15 protein-coding genes are annotated in these 14,326 nt (G+C 39.9%); 2 read left to right on the top strand and 13 right to left on the bottom strand.

The window, feature by feature from the left end; genetic code table 11:
* Positions 1–247 precede the first annotated feature (247 nt).
* On the bottom strand, positions 248–1,246 hold the full coding sequence (locus FTT74_RS13850) for a YafY family protein (RefSeq protein WP_004973137.1): 999 nt from the start codon (positions 1,244–1,246) through the stop codon (positions 248–250).
* 398 nt (positions 1,247–1,644) lie between these two features.
* On the opposite strand from FTT74_RS13850, the gene FTT74_RS05050 reads away from it, so the two are divergent.
* Positions 1,645–2,244 (top strand): hypothetical protein, encoded by a 600-nt coding sequence (locus tag FTT74_RS05050; protein ID WP_004973138.1) that lies wholly within the window; start codon positions 1,645–1,647, stop codon positions 2,242–2,244.
* 167 nt (positions 2,245–2,411) lie between these two features.
* Here the strand turns inward: FTT74_RS05050 and FTT74_RS05045 are convergent, their stop codons facing one another.
* From FTT74_RS05045 to alr, 5 genes are all read right to left on the bottom strand, one after another.
* A complete protein-coding gene (locus FTT74_RS05045) occupies positions 2,412–3,590 on the bottom strand; it encodes an acetyl-CoA C-acetyltransferase (protein WP_179988648.1) in 1,179 nt (392 codons plus the stop codon).
* Positions 3,591–3,672: 82 nt separating this feature from the next.
* Positions 3,673–5,445 carry a class I poly(R)-hydroxyalkanoic acid synthase gene (locus FTT74_RS05040; RefSeq protein WP_179988647.1) on the bottom strand — a complete coding sequence of 591 codons (1,773 nt, stop codon included), beginning with the start codon at positions 5,443–5,445 and terminating at the stop codon, positions 3,673–3,675.
* A gap of 125 nt (positions 5,446–5,570) precedes the next feature.
* Positions 5,571–5,915, bottom strand: a complete 345-nt coding sequence (locus tag FTT74_RS05035; protein WP_004973142.1) for a phasin family protein — start codon at positions 5,913–5,915, stop codon at positions 5,571–5,573.
* A gap of 51 nt (positions 5,916–5,966) precedes the next feature.
* Positions 5,967–6,713 carry a beta-ketoacyl-ACP reductase gene (locus FTT74_RS05030; RefSeq protein ID WP_179988646.1) on the bottom strand — a complete coding sequence of 249 codons (747 nt, stop codon included), beginning with the start codon at positions 6,711–6,713 and terminating at the stop codon, positions 5,967–5,969.
* A gap of 530 nt (positions 6,714–7,243) precedes the next feature.
* A complete protein-coding gene (alr, locus tag FTT74_RS05025; protein ID WP_167846070.1) occupies positions 7,244–8,320 on the bottom strand; it encodes an alanine racemase in 1,077 nt (358 codons plus the stop codon).
* A 466-nt stretch (positions 8,321–8,786) separates the two neighbouring features.
* Here alr and FTT74_RS05020 point away from each other — a divergent pair, with 466 nt between their 5' ends.
* Complete coding sequence (locus FTT74_RS05020) at positions 8,787–9,353, top strand: hypothetical protein (protein ID WP_026438364.1); 567 nt, start codon at positions 8,787–8,789, stop codon at positions 9,351–9,353.
* Between the two features lie 21 nt (positions 9,354–9,374).
* Here the strand turns inward: FTT74_RS05020 and dnaB are convergent, their stop codons facing one another.
* The 7 genes from dnaB to cyoC form a co-directional block, all read right to left on the bottom strand.
* Positions 9,375–10,820 carry a replicative DNA helicase gene (dnaB, locus tag FTT74_RS05015; protein WP_004973149.1) on the bottom strand — a complete coding sequence of 482 codons (1,446 nt, stop codon included), beginning with the start codon at positions 10,818–10,820 and terminating at the stop codon, positions 9,375–9,377.
* Positions 10,821–11,053: 233 nt separating this feature from the next.
* The gene (rplI, locus tag FTT74_RS05010; RefSeq protein ID WP_004973150.1) at positions 11,054–11,500 is read right to left on the bottom strand and encodes a 50S ribosomal protein L9; all 447 of its coding nucleotides are present in this window, start codon (positions 11,498–11,500) and stop codon (positions 11,054–11,056) included.
* 9 nt (positions 11,501–11,509) lie between these two features.
* Positions 11,510–11,737, bottom strand: coding sequence for a 30S ribosomal protein S18 (gene rpsR, locus FTT74_RS05005; protein WP_004719336.1), 228 nt, complete (start codon positions 11,735–11,737; stop codon positions 11,510–11,512).
* Between the two features lie 11 nt (positions 11,738–11,748).
* Positions 11,749–12,138 carry a 30S ribosomal protein S6 gene (gene rpsF, locus FTT74_RS05000; protein WP_004973153.1) on the bottom strand — a complete coding sequence of 130 codons (390 nt, stop codon included), beginning with the start codon at positions 12,136–12,138 and terminating at the stop codon, positions 11,749–11,751.
* Positions 12,139–12,492: 354 nt separating this feature from the next.
* On the bottom strand, positions 12,493–13,371 hold the full coding sequence (cyoE, locus tag FTT74_RS04995) for a heme o synthase (protein WP_004973155.1): 879 nt from the start codon (positions 13,369–13,371) through the stop codon (positions 12,493–12,495).
* Positions 13,372–13,381: 10 nt separating this feature from the next.
* A complete protein-coding gene (locus FTT74_RS04990; protein WP_004973158.1) occupies positions 13,382–13,708 on the bottom strand; it encodes a cytochrome o ubiquinol oxidase subunit IV in 327 nt (108 codons plus the stop codon).
* Positions 13,708–14,325, bottom strand: coding sequence for a cytochrome o ubiquinol oxidase subunit III (gene cyoC / locus FTT74_RS04985; RefSeq protein WP_004973159.1), 618 nt, complete (start codon positions 14,323–14,325; stop codon positions 13,708–13,710). The genes FTT74_RS04990 and cyoC overlap by 1 nt, the downstream gene beginning before the upstream one ends.
* Between the last annotated feature and the right edge of the window lies 1 nt (position 14,326).

The following is a 14,326-nucleotide window of genomic DNA, read 5'->3' as shown; positions in this document are numbered from 1 at the left end:
ATAAATCTGATTTCGACTGCATATCTTATGATTTCACAGCTAGATCAGGAGCATTTAAAGTGACACTTATCAACACAGATAGGAGCAAAATATGACTTTAAAAAGCATTCGTTATAGTACAGCTGAACTGGCATGCCCACGCTGAACGATGCCGAGTCAATTTTAATTTTAACTTCAATCAGCAATCACAATAATTTGATTTAAAAGAGAACGATAATGCTATCGCCCCAATATATTTGGGGCTTTTTTATTCCTGAGTTTGATGCACCGCATTGGCAACTTCTACAGGTTCAATCTGAATTAGCTTTTTACCAAAACTACGCAACCACCAAACCAATTGTGAGGTAAACGGCACAGTGGCAGTCACCAACACATTACCATTTTCCAGTGTTTCCATAGTTTGATCTTTGCTTAATTGGCTTTCATCGAAGTATATGGCATCAGCTTTTTGCATGGTAAGTTTGAGCTGAATATTTTCAGTAGCTTTACTGAAATCGACTCTAAAACCTAATTCGCCAGATTCAATATAGGCATCAATATCAAAATTAACAGGATGCAAGGCGCGTGAATCTAAAACTTTGGCTGCTTTAAAACGATGCAGGGCAAAGGTTTGAATGTCGGTTTTGTCAAATCGAGTACAGATTAAATAAATCACCGCACCTTTTTGCACCAAAGCCAAAGGATTCAGCACATAAGTTTTTTCTTCGCCTGAATTGCTGCGTGATTGATAAATACATTCTAGTTGTTTGTCTTGGAGCAAGCCTTCATATATCGCCTGTTGTGCATTGCGGTCTACGACTGGTGGAATTAAAGGTTGTGTTGCAGGCACAATTCGCACACGATTAATCCATTGGCGGACATTGTTTTGGGTCGATAGACTGCGTCGTGCCAAATCAAACCATGGGTTCATTTCTTCAATCAAACTTGGCGGCAGCAGATGTTTTAAATGTTCCTCGACCATCATAAACGTTACCGCTTGAGAGCTGGTCATGTGCGGTAAACTTTGAATCGGTGCATCTGAACGCCAGCGCCAACCTTGTGGTACGGTACCATTACTTTCAATTGGAAAGCGCTGAGAAATTTGATTTAAGTCACGTTGAATCGTACGCAAACTAATGTCGATACCTTCACGTTGCAGGACATCGTGTAATTCACGTGTGCCCATCCATTTACCTGTAGAAAGGCGCGATAAAATTTGCCATTGGCGATATAAACTATTCGATGTTTCTTTTTCTTGTATAGACATATTCAATATTTACTAGGTCAATTCATACGGATGAAAACTTGTTCTTCCACACAATAAGAAAACTCGGAATGATTAGCAAGTTTTTTACTGAAAAAGGGCAAAATATAACCGCAGATTTTGCAGTAAATATCACAAAATTTGGACGGGCAAAGTTAATCAAATAATAGAAGTGAATCAGAAACTATGACCTCAAGCCATACTTGGATCAATTAGAAAAGCAAGATTGAATAGTTGTGTTTAAGTGAAAACCCGTCATTGTTTTGTATGGTAGATACAGGTTTATGTAAATAAAAGCGGTCTGAGTGGATGAGTGCTGTAGGTTAATTGGGCAAGGCGATTGAGGTGCTTTATCGCGATGAATTATCAACAGACCTTAGAGTTAGGAGGATGAAACAACCGTGAATTTATCTAGCAGCGATGCGCGAGAAATTTTTTGGTTAGCCCGATATTTAACCCGTATTCAATATGTATGTCAGCAATTTCCATTTAAACAAAATGATGCTGCTTTGACTTATGCACATGCCTTTTGTTTGCCTGCATTTGATGCAGCTTCTTTAAATGAATTGATTTTAAACGAAGAACAGCCTGCTTCATTTGCGATGCAGTTTGAGCAAACACGGACAAAAATTCAAAACTTGGCACAGGTGTTTTCTAAAGCTACTTATGTTGAATTACAGCAATGTATTCAAAATGCGTGCGATAACGCGAGTTATATTTGTGATGTGGTACAAGACTGCGAAGCACTATTAGATGCAGAACCACAGCAGATATATTTATTTTTCCAATTGGGGCAAAAAATTGAACAATTAGACCGACAAATTCGGTTAAAACAATCGACTGAAAAGACTTTGTCGCAATTGGAAATGATTGTGCAATGCCTAAAAGATTTAGGTTGGACGTCGTTTGTAGACGCATGGCAACAGCTGAAACAGCAACCCGATACCATGCATTTTTATCACTTTAGTGATCATATTCAGCACTTACTTTCGGTGGATTAAGCAGAACTTGTCATGTCAAATTAATCGACAACAATATTATTTTAAGCTCTGTGTAGTTAAAAAAATAGTGGAAGCCGAAGCTCCCATTATGTCTTAACTTATTACTGGCTTTGAACAGCTATCAAATTCAATAGCTTTGACTCGTGCAGTACTTTCGGCTCGGTTACTTAGTCGCGTTCAACCGCAAGTGCAACACCCATACCACCGCCGACGCAAAGCGTTGCGATGCCTTTTTTTGCATCACGGCGTTGCATTTCGTGTAGTAACGTCACAAGGATACGGCAACCAGAAGCACCAATCGGGTGACCGAGGGCAATTGCACCGCCATTCACGTTTACTTTATCTAAGTCTAAGCCTAGTTCTTTGGCAACGCCTAAAGCCTGAGCGGCAAAGGCTTCGTTAGCTTCAATCAAATCAACTTGATCTAAGCTCCAGCCTGCTTTATTCAGGGTTTTCTTTACCGCTTCAACAGGGCCAAGACCCATAATTTCAGGCTCAATACCCGACATTGCATAGGCTTTAATACGTGCTAAAGGTTGTAGACCTAAGGCTGCAGCTTTGTCTGCACTCATCATCAACACTGCTGCTGCACCATCGTTAATACCAGAAGCATTGCCTGCGGTTACGCTGCCATCTTTTTTGAACGCAGGGCGTAATTTATTCAGGCTTTCAAGGGTAGTATTGGCTTTGATGTATTCATCTTCAGCAAATACAATTGGGTCGCCTTTACGCTGTGGAATGCTTACAGCCGCAATTTCATCTTTAAATTTACCAGCCGCTTGTGCTGCAGCCGCGCGTTGTTGTGAAGTCAGTGCCAATTGGTCTTGTTCTTCACGGTTTAAACCAAGTTTTTCTACAATATTTTCTGCAGTAATACCCATGTGATATTGGTTATAGGCATCGGTTAAACCATCAGCCACCATGCTGTCGATCAACTGGGCATTCCCCATTTTTTGACCGTTACGCAATTGCATATAGTGTGCGCTTTGTGACATTGATTCTTGACCACCAGCAACCACAATTTCTGCTTCATCACACTGAATCGCTTGTGCAGCCAAATGTACGGCACGTAAACCTGAACCACACACCACGTTAAGCGTTGATGCAGGTACTTGCACAGGAATACCTGCAGCAATTGCGGCTTGGCGTGCAGGGTTTTGTCCTACACCTGTAGTGAGTACGTTGCCCATAATCACCTGATCGACTTGTTCAGGCTGTACTTTGGCACTGTCTAATACCGCACGAATTGCTGTTTGCCCCAATTGTGGTGCAGATAAAGAAGCGAGGCTACCTAAAAAGCTACCAATTGCAGTACGTTTTGCAGCAACAATGACAACATCTTTCATTTTATATCCTTAAATCTTATGTTCACGTTTCTGTGGATGCACATGATATATAGCATGTGCATTACTGATGTTATATGACTGATTAAAATAAATTTACCAAAACATAGCGACCTGGTGCTGCTTCTATTGTTGGATATTGTGCATTACCTAAGGCACGGACAGGGAATTGTTGGCCTGCATACGGTGTAACCCAAGCCTGCCAGCGTAGCCACCAAGACTCAGGATGATACTCTGCACCATCTAGCCATTGCTTGGTATTTTCAAACTTGGCAGAGTTGGTATAGCAGCCGTATTTATTACGACTTGGCGGATTCACAATGCCTGCCACGTGTCCAGATTCACCAAGTACCAGTGTAGATTCACCGCCTAAGTAATCTGCACCACGGAAGCTTGTATCCCAAAGTGCGATATGATCTTCCTGCGTTGCAATAAAAAAGCTTGGTGTTTTGACACGAGAAAGGTTGAGTCCAACACCGTTTACTTTCACTGCGTTTGGTGAAATCAATTCATTATTCAAATACAAATTACGCAATAAGAAATTATGAATTTTGGCAGGAATATTGGTGCCGTCGCTGTTCCAATACAAAATATCGAAATCTGAAGGCTCTTTGCCTTTTAAATAGTTCTCGATGTAGTAGTTCCAGTACAGGGTATTTTCACGTAACAAACTGAACGTAACTGCCAATTGGCGACCATCAAAATAACCGAATTGATTATTTAAGGTTTCTAAACCATTAATCACAGGTTCATTAATAAATACGCCTAAGCTGCCTGGGTTTTCAAAGTCGATAATGGTTGCCATATACGTGGCAGATTTCACATGACTTTTCAGGCGTTTTGCCACGTAATAAGCCTGCGTTGCAGCAAGTAAAGTACCACCAATACAATAGCCGATACAGTTGGCTTCTTTTTCTCCTGTAATTTCTTCAATAACACGCAAAGCTTCAACCGCACCTGCGGTGATCAGATCAGCGAAAGTGAGTTCTTTTTGTTCAGCATTTGGGTTACGCCAAGACATTAAAAAGACCGTATGACCTTGCTGACGTAACCAGTTCACCAATGAGTTTTGTTCGCGTAAATCCAGCACATAATATTTATTAATAAATGGCGGCACGATTAGAATCGGGGTTTGATATACATTTTCTGTCGTTGCTTCATATTGCAACAACTGGAAAATTTCATTTTCAAAGACCACTGCGCCTGGTGTATAGGCTAAATCTTTACCCAAGCTAAAAGAGTCACTATTGACTATGCGAATAGATAAATATTTTCCGCTATTGACCACATCATCATGGAAAATTTGCATACCACGGACAAGGTTTTCGCCTTGTTCGGTAATGGTTTGCTGAATCACTTCAGGGTTAGTCCAAAGAAAATTGCTTGGTGATAAAGCATTAATCATTTGACGGGTAAAAAAGTGAATGCGGTAACGCACTTTGTCTGGAATGCCTTCTACGACATCCACCATATTTTGTACCAGTTGGCTAAACAGCAAATAAGACTGCGATAACAGGTCAAAATTGGGTTGTTCTTGCCATAATGGGCTGTTAAAACGACGATCACCACTTTCAGGTTGAATGAATGGTTCGATGTCTTTTGCCACACTGCGCATCATCACATTTTGGTAGATTTGCATTTGACCTTGCCACCAGCTCCATTGCATTTCCATCAAGCGTGCTGGATTTTTAGACAAAGCTTCAAAGAACATAGACATATCTTCTTTGTTGAGCTGTGTTAAGGCGTCATTAATAGGGCTTTGCCCATAATAAAATTCTTGTAGTTTTTTCCAGATATCATCGTGGCTAGAGAAAAATTGTAATATATTTTCTTTGAATTGAAATGAGTTCTGTTTCATTTCATCGCTCCATAGCACATGGCTTTTAGCAATCAAATTGAGTGCAAGGCTGAAACTAAAACGGGGAAATTTTCACACTTCCCCGTAACATTCGTCCTGATAACGCATGGTTTTCAGAGCAGTGTTTATTTATTATTTGGCATTGAATCGCTGACTAACTTTTCAAATTCTGCTTTGACTTCTGAAGTCAGTGTTGCTAATTTTTTGCCATCTTCAATCATTTGCTGACTGAGTTTGTTCATAGTTTCTAATTGCTTGGTGGTGCAGTTCACCATGCTTTGCATGTCTTTCACTTCGCTATTGGCAAACATTTGTGCTAAACCAATGTTGGCATAGTTGCGTGCTGCTTCTAATTGTAGGTTGGTTAAGTTAGCAAAATTTTTTGCAACTATACTGTTGAATTTGGTGTACGGTTCAAACACGTTTTTGTATTGAGCATTCATGTTTGAAAATAAGTCGCCGTATAGCATGGGTGTCACTCCAGTAAATAAACTTGTAGATTAAAATGAGGTGTTACACGCTTAGTGCATGTATAAGCCGCCGTTGATTGATAAGGTTTCGCCTGTTACGTATGCAGCATGATCACTCACTAAATACATAACTGCTGCCGCAATTTCGGTAGGGGCGGCAAGACGTTGCAGAGGAATTTGTGCTTCAATGCTTTTAATTACTTCTTCGCGCATGGCTGTGACCATCGGGGTTGCGGTATAACCTGGTGCAACGACGTTCACGCAGATATTTGAACGTGCGCCTTCTTGCGCCAAAGCTTTGCTAAAGCCGATGATGCCTGCCTTAGTTGCAGAGTAGTTGGTTTGACCAAATTGACCTTTTAAACCGTTCACCGAACTAATGTTCACAATGCGACCAGACTTTTGTTCTAACATTTTGTTAAATACAGGCTGAGTCACGGTAAAAAGTGTTTTTAAGTTGGTTTCAATCACTTCAGCCCACTGCGTATAGCTCATTTTTTTGAAAGTTGCATCGCGGGTAATACCAGCATTGTTGACCAACACATCTACACGACCTTCAGCATCAATTGCTTCTTGAATGGCTGCTGTAGCCGCTTCATGCTCATTTAAGTTGGTTAAAACAAAGCGCACATCACTTTCTGTAAAGCCTTCGTCTTTAAGCCATTGCTTTTCGCGATCTTCTTCTCTTGGTACAACCGTTGCAATAATTTTATAGCCTGCTGTAACCAGTTGACGGCAAATCTCACTGCCAATACCACCTAATGCACCCGTCACTAAAGCTACTTTTTGTTCAGACATATTCTTTTCCTAAGCAGAATAAGGTTATAAAAATTAAGGAGTTTTTCCTCTTTATTCTTGTTTAGAAATTAAGCGTTTTATATTTCAAAGAGGCTGCAGTTTGATGATGCTTTGAAGTCAAAAGTAAACAAATATTGGTAATAGATTATTTTCTTATCATGTGGATGCTTTTATAAATGGCTTAAATAGTCGTGAAGTCATTGATTCATCGTAGCGCGCAGCACAAACTTCTGAGAACTGGTGAAATGTGATTAATCCATGAATTTGAAGCGATGTGGCAGTTTAAAGACAGTGCGCGAGCATATTGTTTTTTCTTGAGATTTTGAGTGTGATTTTCAGCTAAATATTTGGATGACTGTAAAGCGCTAAATGCAAATGTGGGTGACCACAAATTTTTATCAATATGAATGGAAATACAGTGAATTTAAGAAAATAAAAAGCGAAAAGAAAAATATAAGAAAGAAAAAGAGAATGGCTTAGACGATTGCATGCAGCAAAACTGCTACATGCAACAGATCGAAAAAAGAAAGTTAAATGCTGGTTGCCTTGCGCTGTGGGCGAGGGCTTAAACGACACAACAACTCATAGCCAATCGTACCATTGGCTGTGGCAACATCATCCACCAAACGGTGTTTGCCCCATAGTTCAACTTGTGTGCCTAATTCAACGTCTAAACCTGTGACATCAATGGCAATCATATCCATAGACACACGACCAAGTACAGGCGTTAATTTTGTACCAATCGCAACAAAATTTGGCTGCACAAATGTACGTGGATAACCATCGCCATAGCCAATTGAAACAATCGCAATTTGCATGGCTTGTTCTGCAGTAAAGGTTGAACCGTAGCCGACGTGTTCGCCTGCATCAATTTCATTTAGTGCGATCACTTCTGCGCTTAAAGTCATCACAGGCTTTAAGTCGAGTGTATGCACATTATGTGCGGCAAAAGGCGTTGCACCGTAAAGCATAATGCCTGGGCGTACATAATCAAAATGCAATTCGGGATAACGATAGATTGCAGCAGAGTTACAGCAAGAAGCAAGAATAGGGCTGCAATTGTCTTTGACATGCAAAAATTGCGCGACTTGTTGATCATTTAAAGCATGATCACCATCGGCATTGGCAAAATGCATGGTCAACACACAGGTAAAACCTTCGGCTTTGAGCATGTGAATCACATCAATAATTTCAGGAATTTTAAAACCTAAACGATTCATGCCACTGTTGAGTTTGACCCAGACTTTTAAGCCTTGTGTGATGTAATCAGCTTTATGTTGTAGCAGCCAGTCGAGCTGTGCTTGATGATGCACCACACATTCTAATTTGTGTGCTAACACACTTTGCATTTCATCGGCAGAAAAAACACCTTCAATCAGGGTGATGGGCTGCGTATATCCCAATTCACGAATTTCTAAGGCTTCTTCAACGCAAGCGACACCAAAGGCATCGCTGTCTTTTAAGGCTGCTAAGCAGTCTTTTACACCATGTCCGTAAGCATTGGCCTTGACCATGCTAACAATTTTCGCTGTTGGGGCAAGTTGTTTGACACGGTTTAAATTATATTGCAGTGCCTGACTGTCAATATAAACTGTTGCTTGGCGCACCCTAAATACTCCTTGGGAATGACAATTGGTAATTTGTGTTAGATACACTGTGGAGTGATAAATAAATACTAAAAATAGTTCTATTTAAAAATATTCACTATTGTAGACCTATCAACCTCAAATAGACATGAACATTTAAGTTTTTGATCATAAATTAATTTAAGATCGAAAAATCTATTAGGTTATTGATTGCAAATAATTTGTAAAAGTTTCAGACTTTATTTTTCATATAAAACTATACGTTCTAAAAGCTATTATGGTGTTAGATGCTCTCACTCAGGAAATTCTAAACTGTACGAGTTATGGCAAGATTCAGATGATTGTGGAGAGTGGGTTCGTAATTTAAATGAACTCAAAGAGAGATTAAACAATGCATTTTAAACTTGGATATGTTGAATAAATAATGAAAATATTTTGTTATCTGGGATGGAGTACTTTATTTTTTTGTCAGTCAGTTATGGCTTGTATGCCACATTCACCCAATGACGTTTTTATTGCCCGTTACCAAGGTTCACTGGCAGTACAGGAGAGTTCAGACTTCATTTTTGAACTCAGTTCAGGTCAATTTATTTTTCGCTCAATACTAGATGAGGTTAAATATAAAAAGCCTACTCAATGGTACAGTGGATTTTCAGGTAAAAGTACAGCTAAAAACCAATTAATTATTGGTTTAGCTTATGCACCAGATGGTGCTAAACCCCAGCAATATCAAGTAGTTTCATTTGCAACATTAAACTGTAAGAATGACCAGCTTGTTTTATCTAAACCGATTGTCCCATTTTTAGCTTGGAATAAGCAGACCTCAAATTGTTCTACAGTCGATAGATCAGAGGTTGGGATTTTAGATGGTTTTATAGACTATGATCAGACACATTATTTGGCGCAACTGCAACAAAAGTATCCGACATGCAAGCAATTAAATAAAGCATTTCCATCACTTGAAATGGAAGAAAATAGTCAAGATTATAATTTACTCTCAAGTTGGAAACTATGGTGGGCAAAGTTAATAAGTCAGATTAAAACATGGTTTTAATAAAAAAGAGCAATGCAAGCATTACTCTTCATCATCATACTGAGCATAATACTCAGGAGATAAGTTACTAAAACGCGTATATTGCCCTTCAAAAGCAAGACGTACCGTACCAATTGGGCCGTTACGCTGTTTACCAATAATAATTTCGGCAGTACCTGCTTCTTTAGATTCTTTATTGTAAACTTCGTCGCGGTAAATAAACATGATTAAATCCGCATCCTGCTCAATTGCACCAGATTCACGCAAGTCAGACATCACAGGGCGTTTATTAGGTCGGTTCTCTAATGAGCGGTTGAGCTGTGACAAAGCAATCACAGGGCAGTTCATCTCTTTGGCCAAGGCTTTTAAGCTACGTGAAATTTCTGAGATTTCGCCGACACGGTTATCGCCCATGCCTGGGACTTTCATTAACTGCAAATAATCGACCATGATACAGCCAATTTTACCGCCATGTTGTTTGGCAATGCGTCGCGCACGTGCACGTACTTCCGTAGGCGGCAGGGCAGATGAGTCATCAATATACAAATGCTTTTCTTGCAGTTGTAAAATCGTGCCTGTGACTTTTGACCATTCATCGCCACTGAGTTTACCTGAACGTAAATTCCCTTGATGCACTTTGCCGTATGCAGAAATTAAACGCATTGCGATTGAGTCTGCAGGCATTTCCATAGAGTAGACAAGGGCAGGCAAATCATTGTTAAACAAAACACTTTCGACCAAGTTCATGGCAAAGGTGGTTTTACCCATAGATGGACGCGCAGCGACAATAATCAAGTCACCCGCTTGCATGCCCGAAGTTTTATTATCTAGCTCCACAAAGCCTGTGGTTAAGCCTGTGATGTTACCTTCCATTTTAGAAAGTTCATCAAGTTTGTCGAATACATCGGCAACCACGCTCGAAATGGCTTTTGGGCCTTGTGCTTTGGCATTGTTATTATGTTGTTCGGCAATTTGGAAAATATTGGTTTCGGCCAAGTCTAAAATTTCACTTACGCTACGACCTTTGGTGTCATAGGCATTTTGTAAAATTTCAGAACTGACTTTAATCATGTTTCTGAGGGTCGAGAATTCTTTAATTTTCGTGGCATAGGTTTCTAGGTTATAAAAACTAGAAGGCGAGTCTGCCATGAGCTGCATTAAGTATTCTTCCCCGCCTGCAGCTTCAAGTAAATTTTGTTTAATCAGCCAGTCATTCACCAATACGGCATCATAAGGTGAGTTTTCTTTAGACAAAGAATCAATGGCGCGGAAAATATATTTGTGGCGTGTCGCGTAAAAATCAGATTCTTGTAGCACATCACCCACTTGTTCAAAAGATTCGGCCACAGTCATTAACGCAGCCAAAACAGCTTGTTCGATGGCTAAGTTATGCGGTGGGGTACGAAACTCTTTAAGCGGGCTGTTCTCATTTGGTTTTAGATCAGACTTTGCAGTATGTTGCTTTGCGCTAGCAGTCGCCTGTGACATATAAATCCCTGATTTTTAAAACAGTAAATGCTGAATAATGCACGGGGGATAGAACTTGAAACTCATATTCTTTCCACTTCCCGATGATACGCCCTCTAGAAAAAAAAGCGAGTAGATTTTGGTGAAGGATAAGTCAAAGCGTATAGATCGATTTAGGAAAATTGTACTAACTGTATATTCTAAAGACAAAAAAAGAGCATGCGATTAGGCATGCTCTTTTCTTTTGCAGAAAATTACTCAGATACGATAGTAACGAGAACTTCAGCAACAACATCATGGTGCAATTGGATTGCGATGTTGAATTCACCAGTGTGACGAAGCGCACCGTTTGGTAAACGAACTTCTGCACGGTCAACTTCAAGACCAGCATTCGTTAACGCGTCAGCGATGTCACGAGTACCGATAGAACCGAAAAGTTTACCTTCATCACCAGCTTTAGCAGTGATTACGATGTTAACTTCGTTCAATTGGTCAGCACGTGCTTGAGCAGCAGCTAAAATTTCAGCTTCTTGCTTCTCAAGTTCAGCACGACGAGCTTCAAATGCTGCAGTGTTTGCTTCAGTTGCAGCAACTGCTTTACCTTGAGGGATCAAGTAGTTACGGCCGTAACCAGCTTTAACTGAAACTTTATCGCCTAATTTACCAAGGTTCTTAATGCGTTGTAATAAGATAATATCCACAGCTCAACCTCACTTATGATTGTCAGTGTAAGGGATCAACGCTAAGTAGCGAGCTTGTTTAATAGCAAGCGCTAATTGACGTTGGTAACGAGCTTTAGTACCTGTAATACGGCTAGGAACAATCTTGCCATTTTCAGTGATGTACTGTTTTAGTGTATCGATATCTTTGTAGTCGATGTACGTAACGTTCTCAGCTGTAAAGCGGCAGAACTTGCGACGACGGTAAAAACGTGCCATTGATGTTCTCCTTAAGCTTCAGCAGAGTCTTGGTTAGCGTGTTGTGCTTCTTCACGTTGAGCTTTACGCGCACGTTTTTCTTCAGCACTCTTAGCCAATAATGACTCTTCAGTGATAGCGTTTTCACGACGGATGATCAAGCTACGAAGGATCGCGTCGTTATAACGGAACAATTCTTCTAACTCGTCAAGCGTAGTTTGACCACATTCAACGTTCATAAGAATGTAGTGCGCTTTGTGAATTTTGTTAATTGGGTAAGCCAATTGACGACGGCCCCAATCTTCTAAACGGTGAATTTGACCTTCAGCTTCTTTGATGTGAGTTAGGTAACGTTCTACCATACCCACAACTTGATCGCTTTGGTCTGGGTGTACCAAAAGTACGATTTCGTAGTGACGCATTGTCAGCTCCTTACGGTTTATGCAGCCCCTGACTAAATTGAGCCAGAAGCAAGGAGTCACAACCGAAGTTGTGTCGCAAAATTGCGAAGCGTGAATTTTAGAGCTTTTACCAAGTAAATACAAGGCTTGGTCTAAGAAAAGATCGGCTTGGGTAAAAAGGGAATGTAATATTTTGCATCTATGATTGGAATTTAAATTTTATACTTTGTATTTGTATGTCACTAACTTTTAGAGTGTTTAATTCGAAAATTATTAAGGACGAATAAATCAAAGACAGATAAATTGTTATTATTTAAATATTGAAGTGTGGAGAGGGTAGGCACTCCATTAAAAGATAGAGCTAAACTCTATCTTTTAAAAAAGTATGATTTGCGTGCTTGGTGCGGTTGCTGTAAAGCTAAAACATAAACTCACAACAGTAATTAAAATAACCGAAAATAGGAAAAAGCGTTTTGCCCATAATTGATCATTTTCTGCTTTGAAGCCAATGACGCCAATATAGAACCAATAAATACAAAGTGCATTCAAAATAACCAGATATAGCCAGTTTGCATAACCAAATACAAACAGTCCATTCATGGCAACGGTAAATAACACCACATAAATTAGTGATTCAATTTTCGTTCGTAAAATTGAACGAGCAACTGGCAAAATTGGAATCCCCGCATTTTTGTAATCATCAAAACGGTAAATTGCAATCGCCCAAGAGTGGGGCATTTGCCAAAGTGCATAACCTAAAAAGATAAGTAGTGCAGCTAAGTCAAATTGATTTGCAACAGCGGTATAACCAATGACAGGTGGGCTTGCGCCTGAAATACTGCCAATAATGGTTTGATGAATTGTTGTGCGTTTGGTCCATAGACTGTAAAAGCCGACATAAACCACGAAACCAATCAGTGCAAAAAGAAAAGCGTATGCGTTAACTCCAAACCATAAAATGCTAAAACCAATTATGCCCAATACCACTGAATAAATCAGCGCAATAGGAACAGAAACAGTTTTTTTCACTAAAGCACGGTTTTGTGTGCGTTGCATTTTTTGGTCGATGTCTTGGTCAATAATATTGTTGACCACACATCCTGAGGCGACAACAAGCGTTGTACCAAGCAGAGTAAGCAGTAGGAGAAGGAAATCTACAGAACCTTGGGCAGCTACAAAGTAGCCACCCAAAGTGGTAATAAAATTACCAAAGAGAATTCCTGGCTTTGTCAGGAATAAATACTTTTTCAGCATGACAACCAGTTTAGATCATCATGTTGTAGTGTAGGTAGTTCATGATCCATACAGAACCAACCAAAAGGATGGCAATGGTCAGAATGGTATACACGAATGCAATCACGTTCCAACGTTGCTCTGAAGAAGAATTCATATGCAAGAAATAAATTAATTGAATAAGAATCTGAGCAACTGCTGTAATCGAAATAACAGTAATCAAAATACCACGGCCAAAACCACCTGCCATAACCATACCAAAAGGAATAATGGTAAGGATAACAGAAAGGATAAAGCCAATCGTATATTGCTTAGTGTTACCGTGTGATGCACCAGCAGAGTTGTGATCGTGACTCATTAGAGAACTCCCATCAAGTAAACTACGCTGAATACACAGATCCAAACGATGTCAAGGAAGTGCCAGAACAAGCTTAGGCAAGCTAAACGACGCATGTTCGGAATAGTCAAACCATATTTCTTGATTTGAACCATTAACACGATCATCCAAACTAAACCTGAAGTTACGTGAATACCGTGCGTACCAACCAAAGTAAAGAACGCAGATAAGAACGCACTCGCACTTGGACCATGTCCAGCGTGAACTAAATGGTTGAACTCATAAAGTTCCATACCAATAAAGATCGCACCGAAAACCCAAGTCACGCCTAACCAAGTTAGAACTTTAGCAACATCTTTCTTGTAAGCAGCTAAAACGGCAAAACCGAAAGTTACAGAAGAAATCAACAGGGCAAAAGTTTCTGTTAAAACGAAGCCTAATGACTCGCCAAACAAATCTTTAGCTGTTGGAGTGCCTACTGGAACGTGGCTACTTAATACAGCGAACGCGATGAAAAGTGTACCAAAAATTACAAGGTCACTCATCAAGTAGGTCCAGAAACCAAAGACGGTGATGTCTGTATCATCGTGGTGATGATCATCATGTCCGTGGTTGTCGTGATGAAGTACTTCAGCCATG

The sequence above is a fragment of the Acinetobacter sp. YH01007 genome (assembly GCF_013420425.1).
In the GTDB taxonomy this organism is placed as follows: Bacteria; Pseudomonadota; Gammaproteobacteria; order Pseudomonadales; family Moraxellaceae; genus Acinetobacter; species Acinetobacter towneri.
This window is presented reverse-complemented; position numbering and strand designations above follow the sequence as displayed.

What these genes read in the sequence shown, in the direction of transcription:
- FTT74_RS13850 (WP_004973137.1), bottom strand. Translation starts at nt 1,246, where the DNA reads ATGTCTATACAAGAAAAAGAAACATCGAATAGTTTATATCGCCAATGG.
- FTT74_RS05045 (WP_179988648.1), bottom strand. Translation starts at nt 3,590, where the DNA reads ATGAAAGATGTTGTCATTGTTGCTGCAAAACGTACTGCAATTGGTAGC.
- FTT74_RS05040 (WP_179988647.1), bottom strand. Translation starts at nt 5,445, where the DNA reads ATGAAACAGAACTCATTTCAATTCAAAGAAAATATATTACAATTTTTC.
- FTT74_RS05035 (WP_004973142.1), bottom strand. Translation starts at nt 5,915, where the DNA reads ATGCTATACGGCGACTTATTTTCAAACATGAATGCTCAATACAAAAAC.
- FTT74_RS05030 (WP_179988646.1), bottom strand. Translation starts at nt 6,713, where the DNA reads ATGTCTGAACAAAAAGTAGCTTTAGTGACGGGTGCATTAGGTGGTATT.
- FTT74_RS05020 (WP_026438364.1), top strand. Translation starts at nt 8,787, where the DNA reads ATGCCACATTCACCCAATGACGTTTTTATTGCCCGTTACCAAGGTTCA.
- dnaB (WP_004973149.1), bottom strand. Translation starts at nt 10,820, where the DNA reads ATGTCACAGGCGACTGCTAGCGCAAAGCAACATACTGCAAAGTCTGAT.
- rpsR (WP_004719336.1), bottom strand. Translation starts at nt 11,737, where the DNA reads ATGGCACGTTTTTACCGTCGTCGCAAGTTCTGCCGCTTTACAGCTGAG.
- rpsF (WP_004973153.1), bottom strand. Translation starts at nt 12,138, where the DNA reads ATGCGTCACTACGAAATCGTACTTTTGGTACACCCAGACCAAAGCGAT.
- cyoE (WP_004973155.1), bottom strand. Translation starts at nt 13,371, where the DNA reads ATGCTGAAAAAGTATTTATTCCTGACAAAGCCAGGAATTCTCTTTGGT.
- FTT74_RS04990 (WP_004973158.1), bottom strand. Translation starts at nt 13,708, where the DNA reads ATGAGTCACGATCACAACTCTGCTGGTGCATCACACGGTAACACTAAG.
- cyoC (WP_004973159.1), bottom strand. Translation starts at nt 14,325, where the DNA reads ATGGCTGAAGTACTTCATCACGACAACCACGGACATGATGATCATCAC.